This window comes from Blautia sp. AF17-9LB, from assembly GCF_003479185.1.
Taxonomy (GTDB): domain Bacteria; phylum Bacillota; class Clostridia; order Lachnospirales; family Lachnospiraceae; genus Fusicatenibacter; species Fusicatenibacter saccharivorans.
The window spans coordinates 240,785-258,461 of the sequence record NZ_QUGU01000002.1 but is presented as its reverse complement, the minus strand read 5'-3'; the positions used below and the strand labels follow the sequence as shown (position 1 = coordinate 258,461).

12 protein-coding genes are annotated in these 17,677 nt (G+C 50.7%); 3 read left to right on the top strand and 9 right to left on the bottom strand.

Annotated elements, in window-relative coordinates; translation table 11 throughout:
• Positions 1–4 precede the first annotated feature (4 nt).
• The 3 genes from DWX00_RS03325 to DWX00_RS03315 are packed head-to-tail and all read right to left on the bottom strand — an operon-like array spanning position 5 to position 2,804.
• Positions 5–1,477 carry an ABC transporter ATP-binding protein gene (locus DWX00_RS03325; protein WP_117485012.1) on the bottom strand — a complete coding sequence of 491 codons (1,473 nt, stop codon included), beginning with the start codon at positions 1,475–1,477 and terminating at the stop codon, positions 5–7.
• Positions 1,474–2,199: an energy-coupling factor transporter transmembrane component T gene (locus DWX00_RS03320; protein WP_117485010.1), complete on the bottom strand. Its 726-nt coding sequence runs from the start codon at positions 2,197–2,199 to the stop codon at positions 1,474–1,476. The genes DWX00_RS03325 and DWX00_RS03320 overlap by 4 nt, the downstream gene beginning before the upstream one ends.
• Entirely contained in the window at positions 2,196–2,804 is a 609-nt protein-coding gene (locus DWX00_RS03315) for an MptD family putative ECF transporter S component (RefSeq protein ID WP_008395298.1), read from the bottom strand. Before DWX00_RS03315 ends, DWX00_RS03320 begins: the two co-directional genes overlap by 4 nt.
• Positions 2,805–2,984: 180 nt before the next feature.
• Here DWX00_RS03315 and DWX00_RS03310 point away from each other — a divergent pair, with 180 nt between their 5' ends.
• Entirely contained in the window at positions 2,985–3,956 is a 972-nt protein-coding gene (locus DWX00_RS03310) for a helix-turn-helix transcriptional regulator (RefSeq protein WP_008395299.1), read from the top strand.
• A gap of 567 nt (positions 3,957–4,523) precedes the next feature.
• Positions 4,524–4,880, top strand: coding sequence for a helix-turn-helix domain-containing protein (locus DWX00_RS03300; protein WP_005337966.1), 357 nt, complete (start codon positions 4,524–4,526; stop codon positions 4,878–4,880).
• A 222-nt stretch (positions 4,881–5,102) separates the two neighbouring features.
• Here DWX00_RS03300 and DWX00_RS03290 read toward each other — a convergent pair whose 3' ends face one another.
• On the bottom strand, positions 5,103–6,518 hold the full coding sequence (locus tag DWX00_RS03290) for a relaxase/mobilization nuclease domain-containing protein (RefSeq protein ID WP_117485008.1): 1,416 nt from the start codon (positions 6,516–6,518) through the stop codon (positions 5,103–5,105).
• Positions 6,519–6,632: 114 nt separating this feature from the next.
• On the opposite strand from DWX00_RS03290, the gene DWX00_RS03285 reads away from it, so the two are divergent.
• On the top strand, positions 6,633–8,057 hold the full coding sequence (locus tag DWX00_RS03285; protein ID WP_118594642.1) for an ATP-binding protein: 1,425 nt from the start codon (positions 6,633–6,635) through the stop codon (positions 8,055–8,057).
• A 73-nt stretch (positions 8,058–8,130) separates the two neighbouring features.
• Here DWX00_RS03285 and DWX00_RS03280 read toward each other — a convergent pair whose 3' ends face one another.
• From DWX00_RS03280 to DWX00_RS03255, 5 genes are all read right to left on the bottom strand, one after another.
• Positions 8,131–8,430, bottom strand: a complete 300-nt coding sequence (locus tag DWX00_RS03280; protein ID WP_097772891.1) for a CD1845 family protein — start codon at positions 8,428–8,430, stop codon at positions 8,131–8,133.
• Positions 8,427–8,729, bottom strand: a complete 303-nt coding sequence (locus DWX00_RS03275) for a hypothetical protein (RefSeq protein WP_015529855.1) — start codon at positions 8,727–8,729, stop codon at positions 8,427–8,429. The genes DWX00_RS03280 and DWX00_RS03275 overlap by 4 nt, the downstream gene beginning before the upstream one ends.
• 151 nt (positions 8,730–8,880) lie before the next feature.
• The gene (locus DWX00_RS03265) at positions 8,881–9,219 is read right to left on the bottom strand and encodes a plasmid mobilization protein (protein ID WP_118594640.1); all 339 of its coding nucleotides are present in this window, start codon (positions 9,217–9,219) and stop codon (positions 8,881–8,883) included.
• Between the two features lie 2 nt (positions 9,220–9,221).
• A complete protein-coding gene (locus DWX00_RS03260; protein ID WP_118594639.1) occupies positions 9,222–10,028 on the bottom strand; it encodes a DUF3849 domain-containing protein in 807 nt (268 codons plus the stop codon).
• Between the two features lies 1 nt (position 10,029).
• Positions 10,030–16,194 (bottom strand): SNF2-related protein, encoded by a 6,165-nt coding sequence (locus tag DWX00_RS03255; RefSeq protein ID WP_442857806.1) that lies wholly within the window; start codon positions 16,192–16,194, stop codon positions 10,030–10,032.
• Positions 16,195–17,677 lie beyond the last annotated feature (1,483 nt).

Here is a 17,677-nt window from a genome sequence, read left to right as displayed (position 1 = left end):
CACTTCACATCTCCTTTCTCTCTGAAACAGAGAACAGTTCCCGGAGCTTTTGAAGGGAATCCATCACAACAGGGATGTCATCCGGCATTTCCCCTTCATCAAAATGCAGGACACGGGAGCAGGTACGGCAGACAAATTCAAAATCGTGGGTGACAATAAAAATGATTTTCCCCTGTTCGGATAACCGTTTTATCAGACCTGCCACCTGCGCCATGCTGTCAAAGTCCAGGCCGCTGGTGGGTTCATCGAACACCAGCAAATCTTTTCCACAGATCATGCTGACTGCCACAGCCACACGTTGCTTCTGTCCACCGGAAAGCGTGTTGGGATGGCGTTCCCGGTAGGCTGTAAGCCCCAATTCCTTCATGGTTTCCTCTACTAAATCTTGATCCGGGTTTCGGATTCCGAAGGAACATTCTGCCCCCACACTCTCCGCAAACAATTCATAGTTCACATCCTGCATAACCATATAAGAGCGTTTCAACCTCGCCTTGTGTTCCATCGGCTGGTCGTCCCAAAGGAACGCGCCTTCACAGTCTTTATGAAGCCCACACAGGGCGCGAGAAAACGTGGTCTTTCCGGCTCCATTATGACCGACCACCCCAATGACTTCCCCCTTTGCCGCAGAAAGAGCAATCTGGTGTAGAATCGTCCGTTTTTTATAGCGCAGAGTAACATCATGGAGTGCTAATGTGGGAGAGGAAATAGGCGGATGACTGGCCGGAGGGAGCACCCTTGCCAGATCAACCGCCCGCAGCCCCATGTGTTCCCGTTCGGTTTCGGGCAGCCGGAGAAATTCCTCCGGCGTGAAAATCCTTGCTATTTCTCCATCTTCCAGATAAACAATGCGATCTGCCAGCTCCATCAGATAATAGAGTCTGTGCTCCGCAATCAAAATGGTTTTCCCCTGGCTTTTTATCAGCCGCAGATGTTCTTTCAATTCCTGGATGGAAGCCATGTCCAGATTCGAGGATGGTTCGTCCAGCAGATAGATTTCCGGGTTCATGGCATAGACAGACGCAAACGCGATTTTCTGTTTCTCCCCACCAGACAATTCAAAAATATTGCGGTTCCGTAGCTTTTCAATATGCAAATCTTTTGTTGTCTGTTCTACCCGTTCCTCCAGTTCCTTTACCGGCCTGGCTTCATTTTCAATTCCAAACGCAATCTCACTGTCCGTATCCACATTGAAAAACTGCGTCCGGGGATTCTGAAAGACGGAGCCCACCTTTGCGGCGATCTGATACATGGGCAGGTTGCTGATTTCCTGTCCGTCCACCAGCACACGCCCTTGAAGTTCTCCCTGGTAAAATTGTGGAATCAGGCCGTTTACCAACCTTGTGACCGTTGTTTTTCCACACCCGCTACGGCCACAGAACAAGACACATTCCCCGTCTGCAATTTTCAGGCTGATTCCATGCAGACCACCATGCTCCTGTCCCTCATAAGAAAATGATACATTTTCAAATTCAATCACCCGGTCACACCTCCCCGCATACATAATTCAAAAATAAAGAAAGCAACAGCAATCAACATCGCCATCCAATCTGCAATCCCGCATTTTATCTGGACAAGGCAGGTCCGGGGATTGGGATTCTCAATCCCGCGAGTAACAGAGGCAATGGAAAGCTCGTCCGCTGCTTTGGAGGCCATCATCATCAGCGGCACATAAATACACTCTACCGTCATCCCCGGATGGGAAAGGAATCCGCCCAGGGAGGGCGATACATCCCGCATCCGCATGGCGTCCTTAACAAAATGCCAGTCCTCCTGGATAGTTGGAATATAGCGCAGCATGACCGCAAATGTGATGACAAATTTTTTCGGGGCATGGATGCGGTTCATGGCAGATAAAAACTCGCTGACTTTCGTTGTGGACAGGACAATCCCTGCCAGCATCCCACAAGCATAAACTTTATGGTACAGTCCAAGGAACGCAACAAACATGGTCCGTAGCGTCCCCGTCATGGCCGCCATGATCCAGACCGTCAGTACACAGACCACGGCATAAAAGCAGACCCCTTTTATGGAATATTTCCACTTTCCGCAAAGCACTCCCAATACAGCAATCAGCAGGACAAGTGCAAACTGATACGAAAGGGAAGGTGCGAACATGGAACACAGTACGCACATTAAAATAAGAAAGAGCTTGGCCCGCGGGTCAAGCCAAAGCCCTTTCTGGACGGTGTTACCCATCATGCTGTAATACCTGCTTTTTCAAACTGCTTCTTCAGCATTTTGCAGCCCACAAATGCACTGATAGAAGCTGTTACAAGGAGAGCGGCAAACATGGCGATAAAGATTCCCGCGTTTGCGGTCGCCTGCATGGTGTCGATATAGCTTTGCTCGGTTCCATTTCCCAACATGGTCTGTGCCCAGCCCTGGGGATCAGCGAAGAAAACAAGGTACGACCCTGTTCCGCCCAGGGAGAAAAGGATATAGGACAGGCTGTTGATTTTCTTGCTCTTGTACTGCTTTGTACCGGCGACAAAATCCGCTACGACGGCCATAATGAGATAGCCCAGCGCAAACGCCCAGTGCATACCGGTGACAAACCAGATGATGGCCATTATAACGCCCATGATCGTGATACTCCAGCGCTTATGTACTTTTGCGATCATCAGCAGATAAACCGGCCCGGCAAGCAGAGCACTCCCGGCGGGCATGAAAAAGGTCAGCATCGGGTTGGTAGCAAAAAAGACGCCACCCACCATGATAAATACGAACAAAAGTGCGGTGAAAATCCCTGTTGTTACTAAGTCCTTGACGGACAATCCTGCCTTTGCATTTACTTGATTACTCATATTTTTTCCTCCTGCTTCAAGAACGGTTGACCTACCGCCTGAAATCTGTTATATTATGATTAGTTGCTGCTAACCACGGTCTATATGATACTAACTTTCCGGGCGGTCTGCAATATGTTCCGGGCATCTTCGTCCTTTCATTGCAAAGCTCCGTCCAATCGTTTCAAAGGAGGCCGTCATTTGAACAATAGCATTATTGCGGATTACTATGAGCCGCTTTTAACAGATAACCATTTTATCCCGGTAGATAGCAATAACCGCTTCAATTCTGCCGGACAATGCTGGCGGTTATCGCCTGAATTTGGGGAAGGCCTTTACTGGGTCTATGCGAAAAAAGACCTGTACGACATTAAAATCCACGATTTCTATTTTCACGAAGATTTCTTCATGGAATTTAACCTGCCAGAAGCCTTAAGCATTACCCAGTATGAATCTATCTCCGGGGAGGAATTAAATCCCTATCGGCGGATGTCTGCCGGATGTATTAAAGCCTTTATCGGCGGTTATAAGCCATACAAGGCGCTGATCCACAAAAAAATCCCCATCCGTTCCATCGGTATCGAAGTCATGCCGGCATACTATGAGGATTATCTCCAAAAGCAATATCCAGGGGATTATATCAGCCCGCTTGCAGCTTTCCGGCAGATCGATCAGACAACAGATTTCCCAGCTATGGCTAAATTGCTCCATGAAGTAAAGGTCTACCGTGGGGATGGGATTGCCGCAGGATTATTCTATGAAGCGAAAGTAGCCGAGGCCGTATCTCTTGTCGTGGAAGAACAGAAAAAAATTCTGTCCCGTAAAGAGAAACGTTTGTCCGAGCAGGATGTGGCGCAACTGAAAAATGTGATTGCTTATCTCAATGACCACTATGCTTTTGATATTCCATTAGAACGTCTTGCAAAAATCGCCTGCATGGGAACCACTAAGCTGAAAACATCTTTTAAGCAGCTGCAAGGCTGCACGATCACAGAGTACATTCAACAGCGCCGCATGAGCCAGGCAGAGCATTTGCTGATCGATACGGATTTCACAATGGGACAGATTGCGGAAATGATCGGTTACTCTACTTCTAGCCGGTTTGCGGAATTATTTCGCAAGAGTACAGGCCTCCTGCCGATTGAATATCGGAAAATGGCTCAGCAAAAATAAATTCACAATGTAATGCCACGACAGATCACTCTACAACGGAGTTTCAGTCGTGGCATTTTTCTGCTTTTCTTTACGGATATAGCCATTTTCCCCTTTCCAAATTGTAGTATTAGTAGAGAGAAAAATAGAAGGTAAGGCTTGATAACAAGCACAGCAAGCGAGTACCCGCTTGCGATTTTTCGTATTTTCAGATCTCTTGACCGAAAATGAAAAATGTTTGTTGAGATAATCTCAAACTCTTATGAAGAATGGAGGCAGCGCATGGCGAACCGGAAACGGAATATCCAGATGGATTTTTATGTCACAGAGAATAAAAAACGGCTCATAGATGAGCGGATAAAACTGCTAGCCTCCCTACCGCATTCAATATCATTCTCGTTTGGCAACGAACTAAAAGCTGAAATCTGCAATTCATCCTCATAGTTCAATTAGTAGCCGGAAACGCCATAATCATGGAGCAACCATGTTATCAAAAAGGAATCGGCATAATCAGTCCTGTTCTCAAGCACAATAAGGTTATTCCTTTGTGCAAATCGGAACGATAAAATATATTTGAGGTGAACGATTATGCCGATTGATGATTTAACTGCTTTAGGGCAAAAAATGCGGGAAGCCCGAAAGAATAAAGAACTGACACAACAGGAACTTTCCGATCTAAGCCATGTTTCTGTAAAGCAAATTGCCAATATCGAAAAAGGGAAAATGAACCCGTCCTATTTGATTTTGAGAGCATTGGCAAAGGTCCTGCACATCTCTTTAGATACGCTTATAAATCCAGATGTTTCTCTGGAGGATGAGGGTGTCAATCAGATGAAAATGCTTTATTCCAGCTGTCCGCCAGAAATGCGTGACACCCTGCTGCATCACACCCAAGAAACGGTGAAGGAACTGACAGAGTTATCCGAGAAATTTGAAACGAATTGAGCCAGTGAGTGAAATTTAACGATTCTCTCACTGGTTCTTTTCATTTTCGGAGAAAAGAGGCAAGCAATGCCGGTGTTAATACACACCGACCCGCAGAGAAGAAAATCCCTTTGTGATTTTCCTCTCCGCTTGCTTGTTGAGGGCAGCGCCCCCAAGCCCCTTTGAACACAGAATTTCATTCTGTGGCTACGCGTTCTGCGAACGCTTTTGACCAGGACCAGCTTACCGCTGGCCGTGGTCTTTTTCTTTTTCAACATCCTGTTCTACCTCCATTTTCAGGGCCCGATCCACATTGGCCTTTGCCGTTAAAAGTTCTCGCATTTCCTCACGGGAATGCCGATACTCGGCATAGGTCTTTTTCTTTTCTTCCAACAATTTCGCGTACTCTGTCTGCAACTCTTTGACCTTGGGCAGCTTCTTGACGCCCATCTCATCAAAGGCATTCTTAGCAGCCTGGTGGAGCAGAATTTCTTCCTCATGTTCTTCCCTGAATTTCTTAGAGTAACCCGCCTTGCGGTATGCCACATAGACCTCACGGGTCTTGGCATAATTTACGATGTGAGTACGCAGAACAGCGATCTCTGCCATGCGCTTTTCAGCCGCTTTGATCTGCGCCGAAAGTTCATTGTGATGTGCCGTGGCAGCCGTAGCCTTTTCTTCCAAAACCGCATACTCCAGCAGGTTATGCTCTGACAGGTAATTCATGGTCTGCGCCATTTGCTTCAGATTGAAAACTTTGGCCCATCGAGCATAGCCAGCACCCTTTCCGGCCTGCAATTTTGCCTGAATGTCCACCAGTAGATTGACCTTCGGCGGCTCCGGCTGCACGACGGTTTTTTTACGGGGCGTATGCTGTTTTTCTCCGGCCAGCACCGCACGAATTTCCGCTTCACTGTACCCGGCCCCCAGCTTGTCATCCATGCGGGCTACATTCTTCCAGCCGGGTGCTTTGAGCCGGATCGCTTTCCCGCGCCGGGATACCTCGCAGCCCATTTCGGAAAGCAGTTTCAGCAGCGCATCAAAGTCCGCTGGATTCTGCTCCAGCGCACGGTCAATCATTACTCGCAGCAGCTCTCGGTGAGAGGGCTTTGCCTGATCGCCCAGCCACTTGTTATAGCTCTTTCCATGAGGGTTCGGATTCTCTACAATGGACAGTCCGTTTTCAATGCAGATGGTATCACTTAACCTGCGAACCGCCTTGGTACTGCCCCAAAAGTTTCGGAATTTCCGGTCATATTCTAAGCTGACCGATGACCAGATAATGTGATTATGAATGTGCGACTTGTCTATGTGAGTGCAGACCACAAAGGCATGGTTGCCTTTAGTAAATCGCTTGGCAAATTCCACCCCCAGCCGGTTAGCTTCTTCCGGAGTAATCTCGCCGGGGCGGAAGGACTGGCGCACATGATAGGCAATCACATCATCCGCACCGCGCACTCGTCCGGTAGCAACGATATACTGCCTTTTTGCTAAAAGAAACTCCGCATCAACCGTTCTGCTGTCACACGCAAATCCTGCGATGAGCCTTCCATTATCTGTTTTCTGTGGATTTGCTACATAGTCGATGATGTCACTGATCGCCCGACTCTCTGTGCGGCCTTTGCCGACATGAAGTGGCATGATTCTTGTAGTTGCCATAAAAAGCCCTCCTCTCAAAATATTTTCTCTGAACTCTTTGTGCCTATCGTTGAAATAAACTCTCCTTATGGGTATAATATAAAGAAACTACCAATACCTCAAAGGAGGGATTTTATGATAGAACAGCTCATTGCTGAAGCAACCGAATGTGATTTCAAAGTTGCTCTCGAAATAAAAAAGCCAAAAAGCTGGTTAAAAAGTGTCAGTGCCTTTTCCAATGGAATTGGCGGCACTCTGTTTTTCGGAGTCTCCGATGACCGGGAGCCTATCGGCTTGTCCGATGTTCAAAAGGATGCTGAAGCGATCAGCCGCTTAATCAAAGAACGTATCACACCATTACCGCAGTTTATCTTAAAGCCATTGCAGGAAGATGGTAAAAACCTGTTGGCTCTGGAGGTTTCTCCTGGCCGCAGCACCCCATACTATTACAAGGCAGACGGAGTAATGGAAGCATACATCCGTGTTGGAAATGAAAGCGTAATTGCACCGGATTACATTGTGAATGAACTGATCTTAAAGGGAACCAATCAGTCCTTTGATACCCTAACAACAGACGCGGTAAAAAAGGATTACAGCTTTACACTTCTGGAAGCAACCTATCTGGAACGGACTGGTCTCCGCTTTGAGCCATCCGATTATGTCTCCTTCGGTTTGGCTGACAAAAATGGGTTCTTGACCAATGCCGGAAAGCTCATGACCGATCAGCACACAGTTTATAACTCCCGTATGTTCTGTACCCGGTGGAATGGCTTGGAAAAAGGCTCTATCTTTGATGATGCGCTGGACGATAAAGAATACGAAGGGAATCTGATTTATCTACTGAAAAGCGGCAGTGAATTTATTCGCAATAATTCCAAAGTCCGTTTTGTCAAAGAGGCACAGTATCGTGTAGACAAGCCGGATTATGCTGAACGAGCTGTGACAGAGGCTCTTGTCAATGCGCTTATCCATCGTGATTATATTGTGCTTGGCAGCGAAATCCATATTGATATGTTTGATGATCGGGTGGAAATCACATCTCCTGGCGGTATGTTTGGCGGCGGCTCAATTCAGGAATACGATATTTACAGTATCCGTTCCATGCGGCGAAACCCTGTGATTGCTGACCTGTTCCACCGCATGAAGTACATGGAACGCCGTGGAAGTGGCCTACGCAAAATCGTCAGTGAAACCGAAAAGCTACCTGGATATACAGCGGCATATAAGCCTGAATTTTCCTCAACAGCAACAGATTTCAGGGTCATCTTGAAAAATGTAAACTACAACTTAGAGGATGACACCCACCAAGTTATCCACCAAGTTATCCACCAAGTTACCCACCAAGATATTGAACTATCAACGGTGTCCAAACAGATTTTGGCTTTTTGCACAACACCAAAATCCAAGAAAGAGCTTGCAGTATTTTGCGGCTTCAAAGATTTAAGAAACTTCACTTTGAAGCATATCAATCCGCTTTTAGAATCCGGGCAATTAGAAATGACTATTCCCGATAAACCTAAAAGTCGCAATCAAAAATATATTACAGTTCGTTCCGAATAAACAGAGAAGCAGGGCAGTGGGTCTCATCTCCCATTGTCCTGCTTCTTTTCATTCCAAATTATATTCACATCATTTACCCATACACCCAATCCTGGATCGCAAATTTCAAACTCTGCACCTTGCTTAGCAGCCAGATCGCAGCCAGCGGCAGCCCCATCGGGCTAATCAAAAATGCCATAACCAGCAAAATCACACCATTCTGCGGGGAATAGGTAATCAGCACAGCCACGCCAAGCAGAGCAATTACCGTGCTTAGTAGACCAAGCACCAGACCGGATATGTAGATCAGCCCCGTGCAGAGCCAGACAAAAAGCGTCAACACCAAAATGACCGGTGCAGTTACGATCATCAGCAGACATTTCAAAATCTTCATTTCTGTTCCTCCTTCCAACGCTCCAGATACTGTTTGCATAGGGCATCCGCTTCTCTCTCATCATCTTCCGTCACTTCCCGTTTTCCTTTGGTCAGTTCAATCTCCAGATAAGTCCGGTAATCATCGGCTAAGAGGTCGAACAGTTCCTTGGGAGTATGGCACACCTCGCCAGAGCAATAGTGAAAATCTTGGTCAAATTCAACTCTTACACATCCATGGCGGCTGATATAAACTTCTATGGTCTCGTCTGCGGTTAGGTAATCCGCAAAAATCTCCAGCACCTTTTCAAAGGTCAGCATCTGTTTTCACTCCTTTGCTACGCTTCTTATTCTACTCATATTATCCGGTACGGACAGGCAAAAGACAAGGATACAGACAAAAAGAAAAAGCGGAGGAAGGTGCGGCGAAGAAACGCCGTTCCTCCCTCCGCAAATGGAGTATCTATCCCTGTTATGAAAGTTTGGAGAGTTGGGTAAGGATTTTCTTCACACCCTCCCACAGTTGTTCCTGCCGCTGGGATATATCCTCCAAGTCAGCATTATAAACCCGCCCGGTCTCATGCACTTTGCGGGTCAGCTGGTTCAAGTTGTTGCTGCTTCGGCGCATCAGGGAGACCAGCTCCTTCAGCTCTGGCAGTTCCAGCTTGACCACATAACCATCCAGCGCCATTTTCCGCAGATAAGCGCTCAAATTCTCTGTCCCGTATTGCTGCATCTTTTGATGGATCAGTTCCAGTTCTTCTGCGGACACCCAAAACAAAACCGGCACATCCCGCTTGCGCTTTGCCATGGTTATCGCTCCGGCTCCCGTTTTTTCGGGGTGGCAGGCTTGCGGGCAGACGGTTCCTGCTTGAGCTTTTGCAGGACAGAGCTTTTCTGCTGTTCTTGAGCTACTTTTCGGAACTGTCTGGTGAACAGGTCGGTCAAACCGGGATTGACCTGATCTACCACCAGATAGGCACAGTGGCGGGAAGCGCCGCTGTCCTCCAGCGTAGGAATGCTTTTTGCCCATGCTTTATTGTCCTGAGAGATACGCCCGTCATAGTTCTTGCGCTGGATGGTGTTGGCAAGAATAAACTGTACCCGTTCCGTCCCGAACTTTTCCAGCACATCTTTGACCGCAGCCTCCGTATCCAGCCGATTCTCTGCATAGTGGGCGCTGATGGTCTGCTCAATGGCTTCTTTGCAGGCGCTGTTCGCCTGATATGAGAGGTTGTACTGTGCCATTTCCCCATGCTCGGACGCATAGGCAGCAGAATATGGATAGACCGGTGTTGTTCGCAGTTCCTCTTTGGCTCTGCACACATCGTCGGCACGGCTTTCAATGCTGTCCCGGATCACACCCATATAGCCGGTCTCCAGCTTTTCAAAATAGCGGTACACATCCGTCAATGGAGAGGGAGATTCCAAAAGTGCCTGAGCCTGGGTGTCGGTCAACTCCAGTTCCTCCATTGCCATCACGATGTCCTCGCGGATGGTGTACTCATAGGCATGGTTTAAGACTTCTTCCGGGGGCTGGCTTTTCAGCCAGTCCCGGAACTTGTCCTGTTCGGCAGCCATCTTTTCATAAAGAGCTGTATTCAGATCGTTAGTATTCATGTTATCGCACCTCCTCATGCTGTTTTGGTTTCTTGTCTGTACTGCGGGGTTGCACCGGGCGTTTTAGGTTATCCAGCACCGAAGGCCGTGTGCTTTTGGCAACAACAGACTCGGTGTGTGCCTGCCCCTTTCCGTCGATGTTGAGCAGGGTATCCAGCTCCACCAGACGGGCGTTTTTGCTTCTCAGTTCTTCTTCATAAAGGAATGGCTTTCCGACTTCCTCCTTTGCGGCAGCCTGCTGCTGATAGAGGTTATCCAGCTGGGCCTTTGCCGCCTCCAGACGCTGGGGCATCTGGGCGAGGGCATTGTCGATACGGGTAAGATTTCCGCGAGGGTCTGTACCAAGGGTTGCCCGGTGGGTCATCTGTCCTTTCAGCAGGAGCGTATACTCCTGTTTCCAAGCGGAAAATTCCACGGACATGGCATAACCCCGGTAGTTGCCGATCTGCACCGGATCGGAGGTTTTGACCTCCTTGCAGGCATCCAAAAGGGCTGCACCGGCGTTCTCCTTATCGGTCAGCAGGTCTCCACGAATCTCCATACCAGCAAAACCGTCCTCCGGGTGCGGGTGAGCTGTCAAAACCTCCAGATCGGATTCAAAGCCCTTGATAAAACCTTTGTGCTTTTCAATCTCCTCCGGGAAGTATTTGAGCAGCTGGTCCTCCAGACGATATTGCTTGCTCTGGTGGTCGGCTTTCATCAGCTTCAGGCGGGATACCTCCACATCCAAATCCATACGCTCCTTGATGCGGGGATCTCCGGCACACAGAGCCTTGATCTCGGCAAAACTGAGGGCTGTTTCATCCACATCATCGCAGGAACGCACCGGCGATTTAGAAGTCATGATCTGACTGATGAATTTCTGCTTGTTCTCCACTGTCTGCCAGAGGTATGCGTCAAAGGTTCCATCGGTCACATAGCGGTACACATGAACAAGGGGGTTCTGGTTGCCCTGACGCTCGATACGCCCCTTTCTCTGGGCAAGGTCTCCAGGTCTCCACGGACAATCCAGATCATGAAGTGCCACCAGACGGTCCTGCACATTGGTGCCTGCGCCCATCTTGGCGGTGCTGCCCAAAAGGACACGAACCTGACCGGTACGGACTTTAGAGAACAGCTCCTTTTTCCGCACTTCGGTATTGGCTTCATGGATAAAAGCGATCTGGTCGGCAGGCATCCCCTGAGCAATGAGTTTCTGACGAATATCGTCATATACCGTAAAGGTCGGTTCCTGTTCCGGCAGAGGCACAGCGCCTTCCAATGCGTGAAGCAGTGGATTATCCAGCGTTTTCGCCGCCTTGCTTGCAGGAGCTTTGGCCTGTGGTGTAGAAATGTCGCAGAACACCAGCTGGGTCAGCTTGTCAGCTTTGCCGTCCCGCCAGATCTGCATGATGTTGTCCACACACTGATTGACCTTTGTGCCAGGTTCGTCCGGCAGCATCTGGTTGACGATCCTCTGGTCAAGCCCCAACTTACGGCCATCCGAGGTAATCTTGAGCATGTTATCCTGGGACGGGTCAACAGTTCCGCTGTGTACCAGCGATGCGCGCTCCGAAAGGGTCTTGACCATTTCCTGCTGATGTTCGGTGGGCTGCGCCACGATGTTGTGGTACTCCACTTCCGGGGTAGGGAGATTTAACTGGTCGGCAGTCTTAATGTCCGCCACTTCTTTGAACAGGTTCATCAGCTCCGGCAGATTAAAGAACTTGCTGAATCTCGTTCTTGCCCGGTAGCCGGTGCCTTCCGGTGCCAGCTCCAATGCTGTGACGGTCTCCCCAAATCGGGAAGCCCAGCAGTCGAAGTGGGTCATGTTCAGTTCTTGCAGGCGTTCATATTGAAGATAACGCTGCATGGTGTAAAGCTCGGTCATGGAGTTGCTGACCGGTGTACCGGTGGCAAAGATCACGCCACGGTTTCCGGTGATCTCATCCATATAGCGGCACTTGGCAAACATATCGGAGGATTTCTGCGCGTCCGATGTGGAAAGACCAGCCACATTCCGCATTTTTGTGTATAAAAACAGGTTCTTGTAGTTGTGGGCCTCGTCCACAAACAGCCGGTCCACACCCAGCTGCTCAAAAGTTACCACATCATCTTTTCGTCCCTCGGCTTGCAGCTTTTCCAGTCTGGCTTCCAGAGACTTTCTGGTACGCTCCAGCTGCTTGACGGTAAAACGCTCGCCGCCGCTGGCCTGCACCTCTGCGATACCCTCGGTGATCTCGTCGATCTGCTCATAGAGAAGCCGTTCCTGACGCTCCCGGCTGATGGGGATACGCTCAAACTGGCTGTGTCCCATGATGATGGCGTCGTAGTCACCGGTCGCAATACGGGCGCAGAACTTCTTGCGGTTATGGGCCTCAAAGTCCTTTTTGGTTGTGACTAAGATGTTGGCAGAAGGATAGAGGCGCAGAAACTCCGATGCCCACTGCTCAGTCAGGTGGTTGGGAACCACAAAGAGAGATTTCTGGCACAAGCCCAGGCGTTTGGCTTCCATCGCAGCGGCCACCATCTCAAAGGTTTTGCCCGCGCCTACTTCGTGTGCCAGCAGGGTATTTCCGCCATACAGCACATGGGCGATGGCGCTTTTCTGGTGTTCCCGCAGGGTAATGGCCGGGTTCATGCCACCAAAAGTGATATGGCTGCCATCATACTCGCGGGGACGAGTAGAGTTCATTTCTTCGTTATACTGGCGCACCAAAGTCTGGCGGCGCTCCGGGTCTTTCCAGATCCAGTCCTTAAAGGCTTCCCGGATAGCCTGCTGTTTTTGAGCAGCCAGGGTGGTCTCCTTGGCGTTTAGTACGCGGCGCTCTTTTCCGTCTGCGTCCTCTATGGTGTCATAGATACGGACATCCCGCAGGTTCAGGCTGTCCTCCAAAATCTTATAAGCATTGGCACGGCTGGTTCCATAGGTAGTGTAAGCTGCCACATCGTTGTAGGATACAGAAGATTTCCCCTTGATCTGCCATTCAGCAGTAAAGGAGGAATAGTTGACCTCAATGCTGCGCTGGAGATAAAACGGGGTGTTGAAGGTCTCGTACATAAACTGCTGGATGTACTCCTTGTCAATCCAGGTAGCGCCCAGACGTACCTCAATTTCCGACGCATCCAGGTCTTTGGGCTGGGCGGCGGTAAGAGCTTCCACATTGACTGCATAAACCGGGTTCTGCTGTGCCGCCCGCTGTGCCTGACGCAGTTTGCGGCGCACATTGCCGGACAGATACTCGTCGGCGGTCACATAATGGGGAGTGCCGTCTTTCTCCACCTGTCCCGGTACACGGAAGATCACGCCTTGCAGCTCGGCAGCCAGTTCGTCGCTGGTCTTATTGGTCAACTCCGACATATACGCCATATCCACACAGGCTCGCTCCGCGATGGAGACAGCAAGGGCTTCACTGGCGGTATCCACGGTGTCCACCGCCTTGTGGGGCTTGATGGTGCGCTTGGTGAACATATCCGCCTTGCGTTCCAGCTTGCCGTCCTCGTCAATGACTTCCAGCGCGCAGAGCAGATAGTAGCTGGAATCATCGGCAAAGGCCAGTCGGTTCGCCCGGTCATTGATCAGGCCATATTTTGCAGAAAAGCTGTCATAGAGGCTGTTCAGTTCCGCCTGTTTATCCTGGATGGCGCTGTCCGGTGTGGCGGCGTCCATTTGCAGATCAATGAGCTGCTGGACACATTCCCGCAGCCCCACCAGTCCTTTTACACGGGCTTCGGCGGTGGCATTCAGGTCAGGGCGCACCATGCGGCTGTTTTCACGGAAATATACAGCGCCGTCCACCACGGTGTAGGAGTAATTTTTCACATTGGGGTCGGCAGGAATGGAGGTGTCGATGGCTTCGCCCTCACCCAGCTCCGGCAGCTCGGCCTCCTGGTAAGTGCCGCGAATGTACTTCACGGCATCATGCAGCTGATCGGCAAGCTCCAGCCCCTCAATGGGATTCACGGTGTAGTCCATGCCATGGGCGGTGCTTTCCGGTTCCTGTCTGCCCAGCACCATTTCCGGGTGGTCGATAAAATACCGGTTGATGGCAAACCCATCCTCCGTTTGTCCGGTCTGCGTCCACTCTGGTGCAATGTCCAGCGGACGGTCCCGCTTTTGGAGAAAGATGATGTCCGATACAACCTCGGCACCGGCATTCTTTTTGAACGCGTCATTAGGCAGACGGATCGCTCCCAGCAGCTCGGCACGCTGGGCAAGATAACGGCGCACGGTGGAATCCTTGGCGTCCATGGTATAGCGGGAGGTCACAAAAGCTACCACACCGCCGGGACGCACCTGATCCAGTGCTTTGGCGAAAAAGTAGTTGTGAATACTAAAGTTTAACTTGTTGTAAGTTTTGTCGTTGACCTGATACTGACCGAAAGGCACATTGCCGATGGCAAGGTCAAAGAAGTCCCGGCGGTCAGTGGTCTCAAAGCCGCCTACTGTGATGTCCGCCTTGGGATAGAGCTGCTTTGCGATGCGCCCGGAAATCGGGTCCAGCTCCACACCGTATAGACGGCTGTTTCTCATTTCCTCCGGCAGCATACCGAAGAAGTTGCCCACACCCATAGATGGCTCCAGAATATTTCCGGTCTCAAAGCCCATGCGCCCCACGGTCTCATAGATGGCCCGGATTACCGTGGGACTGGTGTAGTGCGCGTTGAGGGTGGAACCTCTGGCGGCAGTATATTCTTCCGGGGTCAGCAGCTCTTTCAGCTGGGTATATTCCGCAGCCCATGCGGGCTTCTCCGGGTCAAAGGCGTCGGCCAGACCGCCCCAGCCCACATATCGGGAAAGAATTTTCTGCTGCTCCGGCGTTGCCTGTTCAGTGGTTTCCTCCAGATATTTCAGCAGCTTGATTGCCGCGATATTGGCCTGAAACTTGGCTTTCGGACCGCCTTCGCCCAGGTGGTCGTCGGTGATACGGAAATTCTCAGCGGTGCGGCGCAGGTTGTCCTTGTATTCCCCGTAAGCGGCTTCCTCGGCGGCTCTGGCATTGGGAAAAGTCTGCCACTGGCCATTGACCTGAATGGAAACCGGGTGTTCATCCAACACTTCCTCAAAGGTTTTCTCCGGCTCAGTCACAGGGGCTGGTGGCTCCGGCTCCTCGATATGCAGTCGTTCCACCACCACATCATAAGGCAGATTGTTCTTATCGCCCGGATAGACGGCCATGGTCTCGGAATGGAAGGCCGGGGATTCGGCAGCCGGTTCGGGCTGTTCCTGTCCAAAGCCATCCAGCTGACGGGCATACATCCCGCGCAGCAAAGGCGCAACTTCATCCCAGCGGAAATACAGCACAGCCAGACGCTTTTCCTCTGCGTCCAGGACTTCCAGCTCCATGCCCTGTGCCGTGGTACGGTAATCGGCAATATCGCCAGTCTCCAAATTCAGTGTCTCGATCTCACCGGAATAGGCTCTGCTCAGCCAGTAGGCGATCTCGCTGTTGCTCCTGCCGGATTTCAGCAGCGTGGAAATCTGCTTTTTATCCGCTTCATCCATCAGTCCATGAGCCAATACATCCCGCAAGTCCTGATCTGCCTTGTCCGGGTCAATAGGAAGAAACTCGGTATAGTAAGCATTGCGACGGTCTGCCCGAAGCAGCTGCTCGAACTGTTCTTTGCGCTCTGCCCGGTAGATGGGATATACCATCCCGGTGGGCAGAAGCTGTACGGTGTCCTCCCGCAGCTCGGTGATCTGATAGGCGTTATCCCCGATATACACGGTATCGCCCACGGCATAGACCGAGGCGGCTGGGTCATAGGAGGTTCTTTGCGGAATTGGGCGGCGAACTGTGTCATATTCCTCATCGGAAATGGAAACTTCGGAAGTCTGCTCTGTCTCGGCATCTGCGATCTGCTCTGCATCTGACATCACCTGTTGGATAAACGGATCATTGTCCAGTTTTTCCGGGTCTGCCACCTGGCCGTTGACGATCCCTCTTTCCTCCAGAGCTTCCCGGATGGCGATTGGGTCGATGTCGTCAAAACGGTTCTGTTCTTCTTTGGTATAGAACCGGTCCTCCTGAATGAGCTGGGCAATCCGGCGCTGTACCTTCGGCCAGGGCAGCTGCGTTTCCTCCGGGCTGCCGGCACGGACAACGAACAGGCTGTTGCTGTTACTGCCGCCGTATTCCTGAGCCAGCCATGCGGCGGTATCTTTTTCTCTTTCATGGTCTTTCATATAGCGGACAACAGCGTGTTTACTCTCGATATTGCCGTTCCATGCACAAAGGGCAGTATCAATATCTTCCTGAGAAAGAGGGCGCAGAAGCTCATGGAGCTTTGGATAGGTTTCGTCGATCACTTCCCGGTGCAGTCGCTGACGGAACTCCGGCACATCCGAATAGAGTCGGATCAGCTCCATATCCTTAGAACCAAGAACCGCACGGCGCACAGCGGCATTGCCCTCGATGACAGCATTTTCACGGTCAGAATGCCCGCAGGCATTGCGGTATGCGGCATCCTCGGAAATAGCGGCAGTCACCACAGGCTTATACTGCTCAAACTGCTCCCGAAGGATAGGCTTTGGCGTTTCTTCTTCCATCTCCGGCTGCTGGGCTTGAATGGCATCTTCTTCGGCCAGTTCCTGTTCAGACTGGATTTTGTCATACTGCGCCTGTTCCTGTTCGGTAAGATAGCGGTCTTTCTGGACAAGTGAGGTAATGCGCTTGGCAACCTTTTCCCAGTTCAAGTGAACATCCGGGCAGTCCTGCTTTTTATAGTGCAGTCCTTTCCCATCGTGATCTTCGCCGCTGTGTGTTGCACCGGACAAGGCATGAGAGCGTCCGCCAATGCCATACTCGTCTTTGAGGAATCTCACTTTCTCCTTATCCGTATGGTTTGCCATGAAGAACGCATAGATACGGCCTTTTCCTCCGGCGAAACTGCTTCCGCCGGTCATGGCGGCGTCGATCTCATCCTCGGTAATAAAGTGCTGGACGGTTGGCACTTTGGAAAGCTCTGAAGAAAAGGTCCTGCGGGGCAGGTCAAGGTCCTTCAGGTTCTCCCAGATCTCCCTCGGTCTATGATAGTGAAAACGCAACAGGTCACGGTCCTGCTGATAGGCAGTCCAGAAGGCAGCGTATTCTTCCTTGAGGGTCTGGCGGAAAGCCGGGTCACTCAGCTGCTCCGTCAGGCGGCGGGTCTCCTCTGGGAAACCATTGCCTTTGATCTCTGACAGGCAGGACAAATATCCGGCTTTTCTGGCGTCCTCACTGAGATCGTGATACAGATGCCAGAGCTTTTCCGAGAGGAGGGAGCGTTCATAGCCTGCCGCTTCTGCAAGCTCCACATTGGAGGCAAACTGACCACTTTCCAAAAGCTCCCCGATACGCTCTGCGGCGCTCTCCCAGGAAATGACCTGGGCAGACCTGTCATAACGGACAGACTTCCCATGGGAAAGATGGATACCATCCTCGGCATACCATGCGCTCACACTGCCAAGGCCATTGCCGCCGTGGTACAGCGTTTTCAGTATCTCGGCAATCTCAGCGGTGGTTTTCTGCTTTTCAAAGGCTACAACCACACGCTCCCTCTGACGGTCTGTATTGCCGCCCAAACGCAGCACATGGTCAATGTCATTTTGGGCAAAAGAAAAAGCAGAGGATGTATGCGCTACATTCTCTGCTTCATCTATGGATTGGATCTGTTCCGCTTCGGAGAGG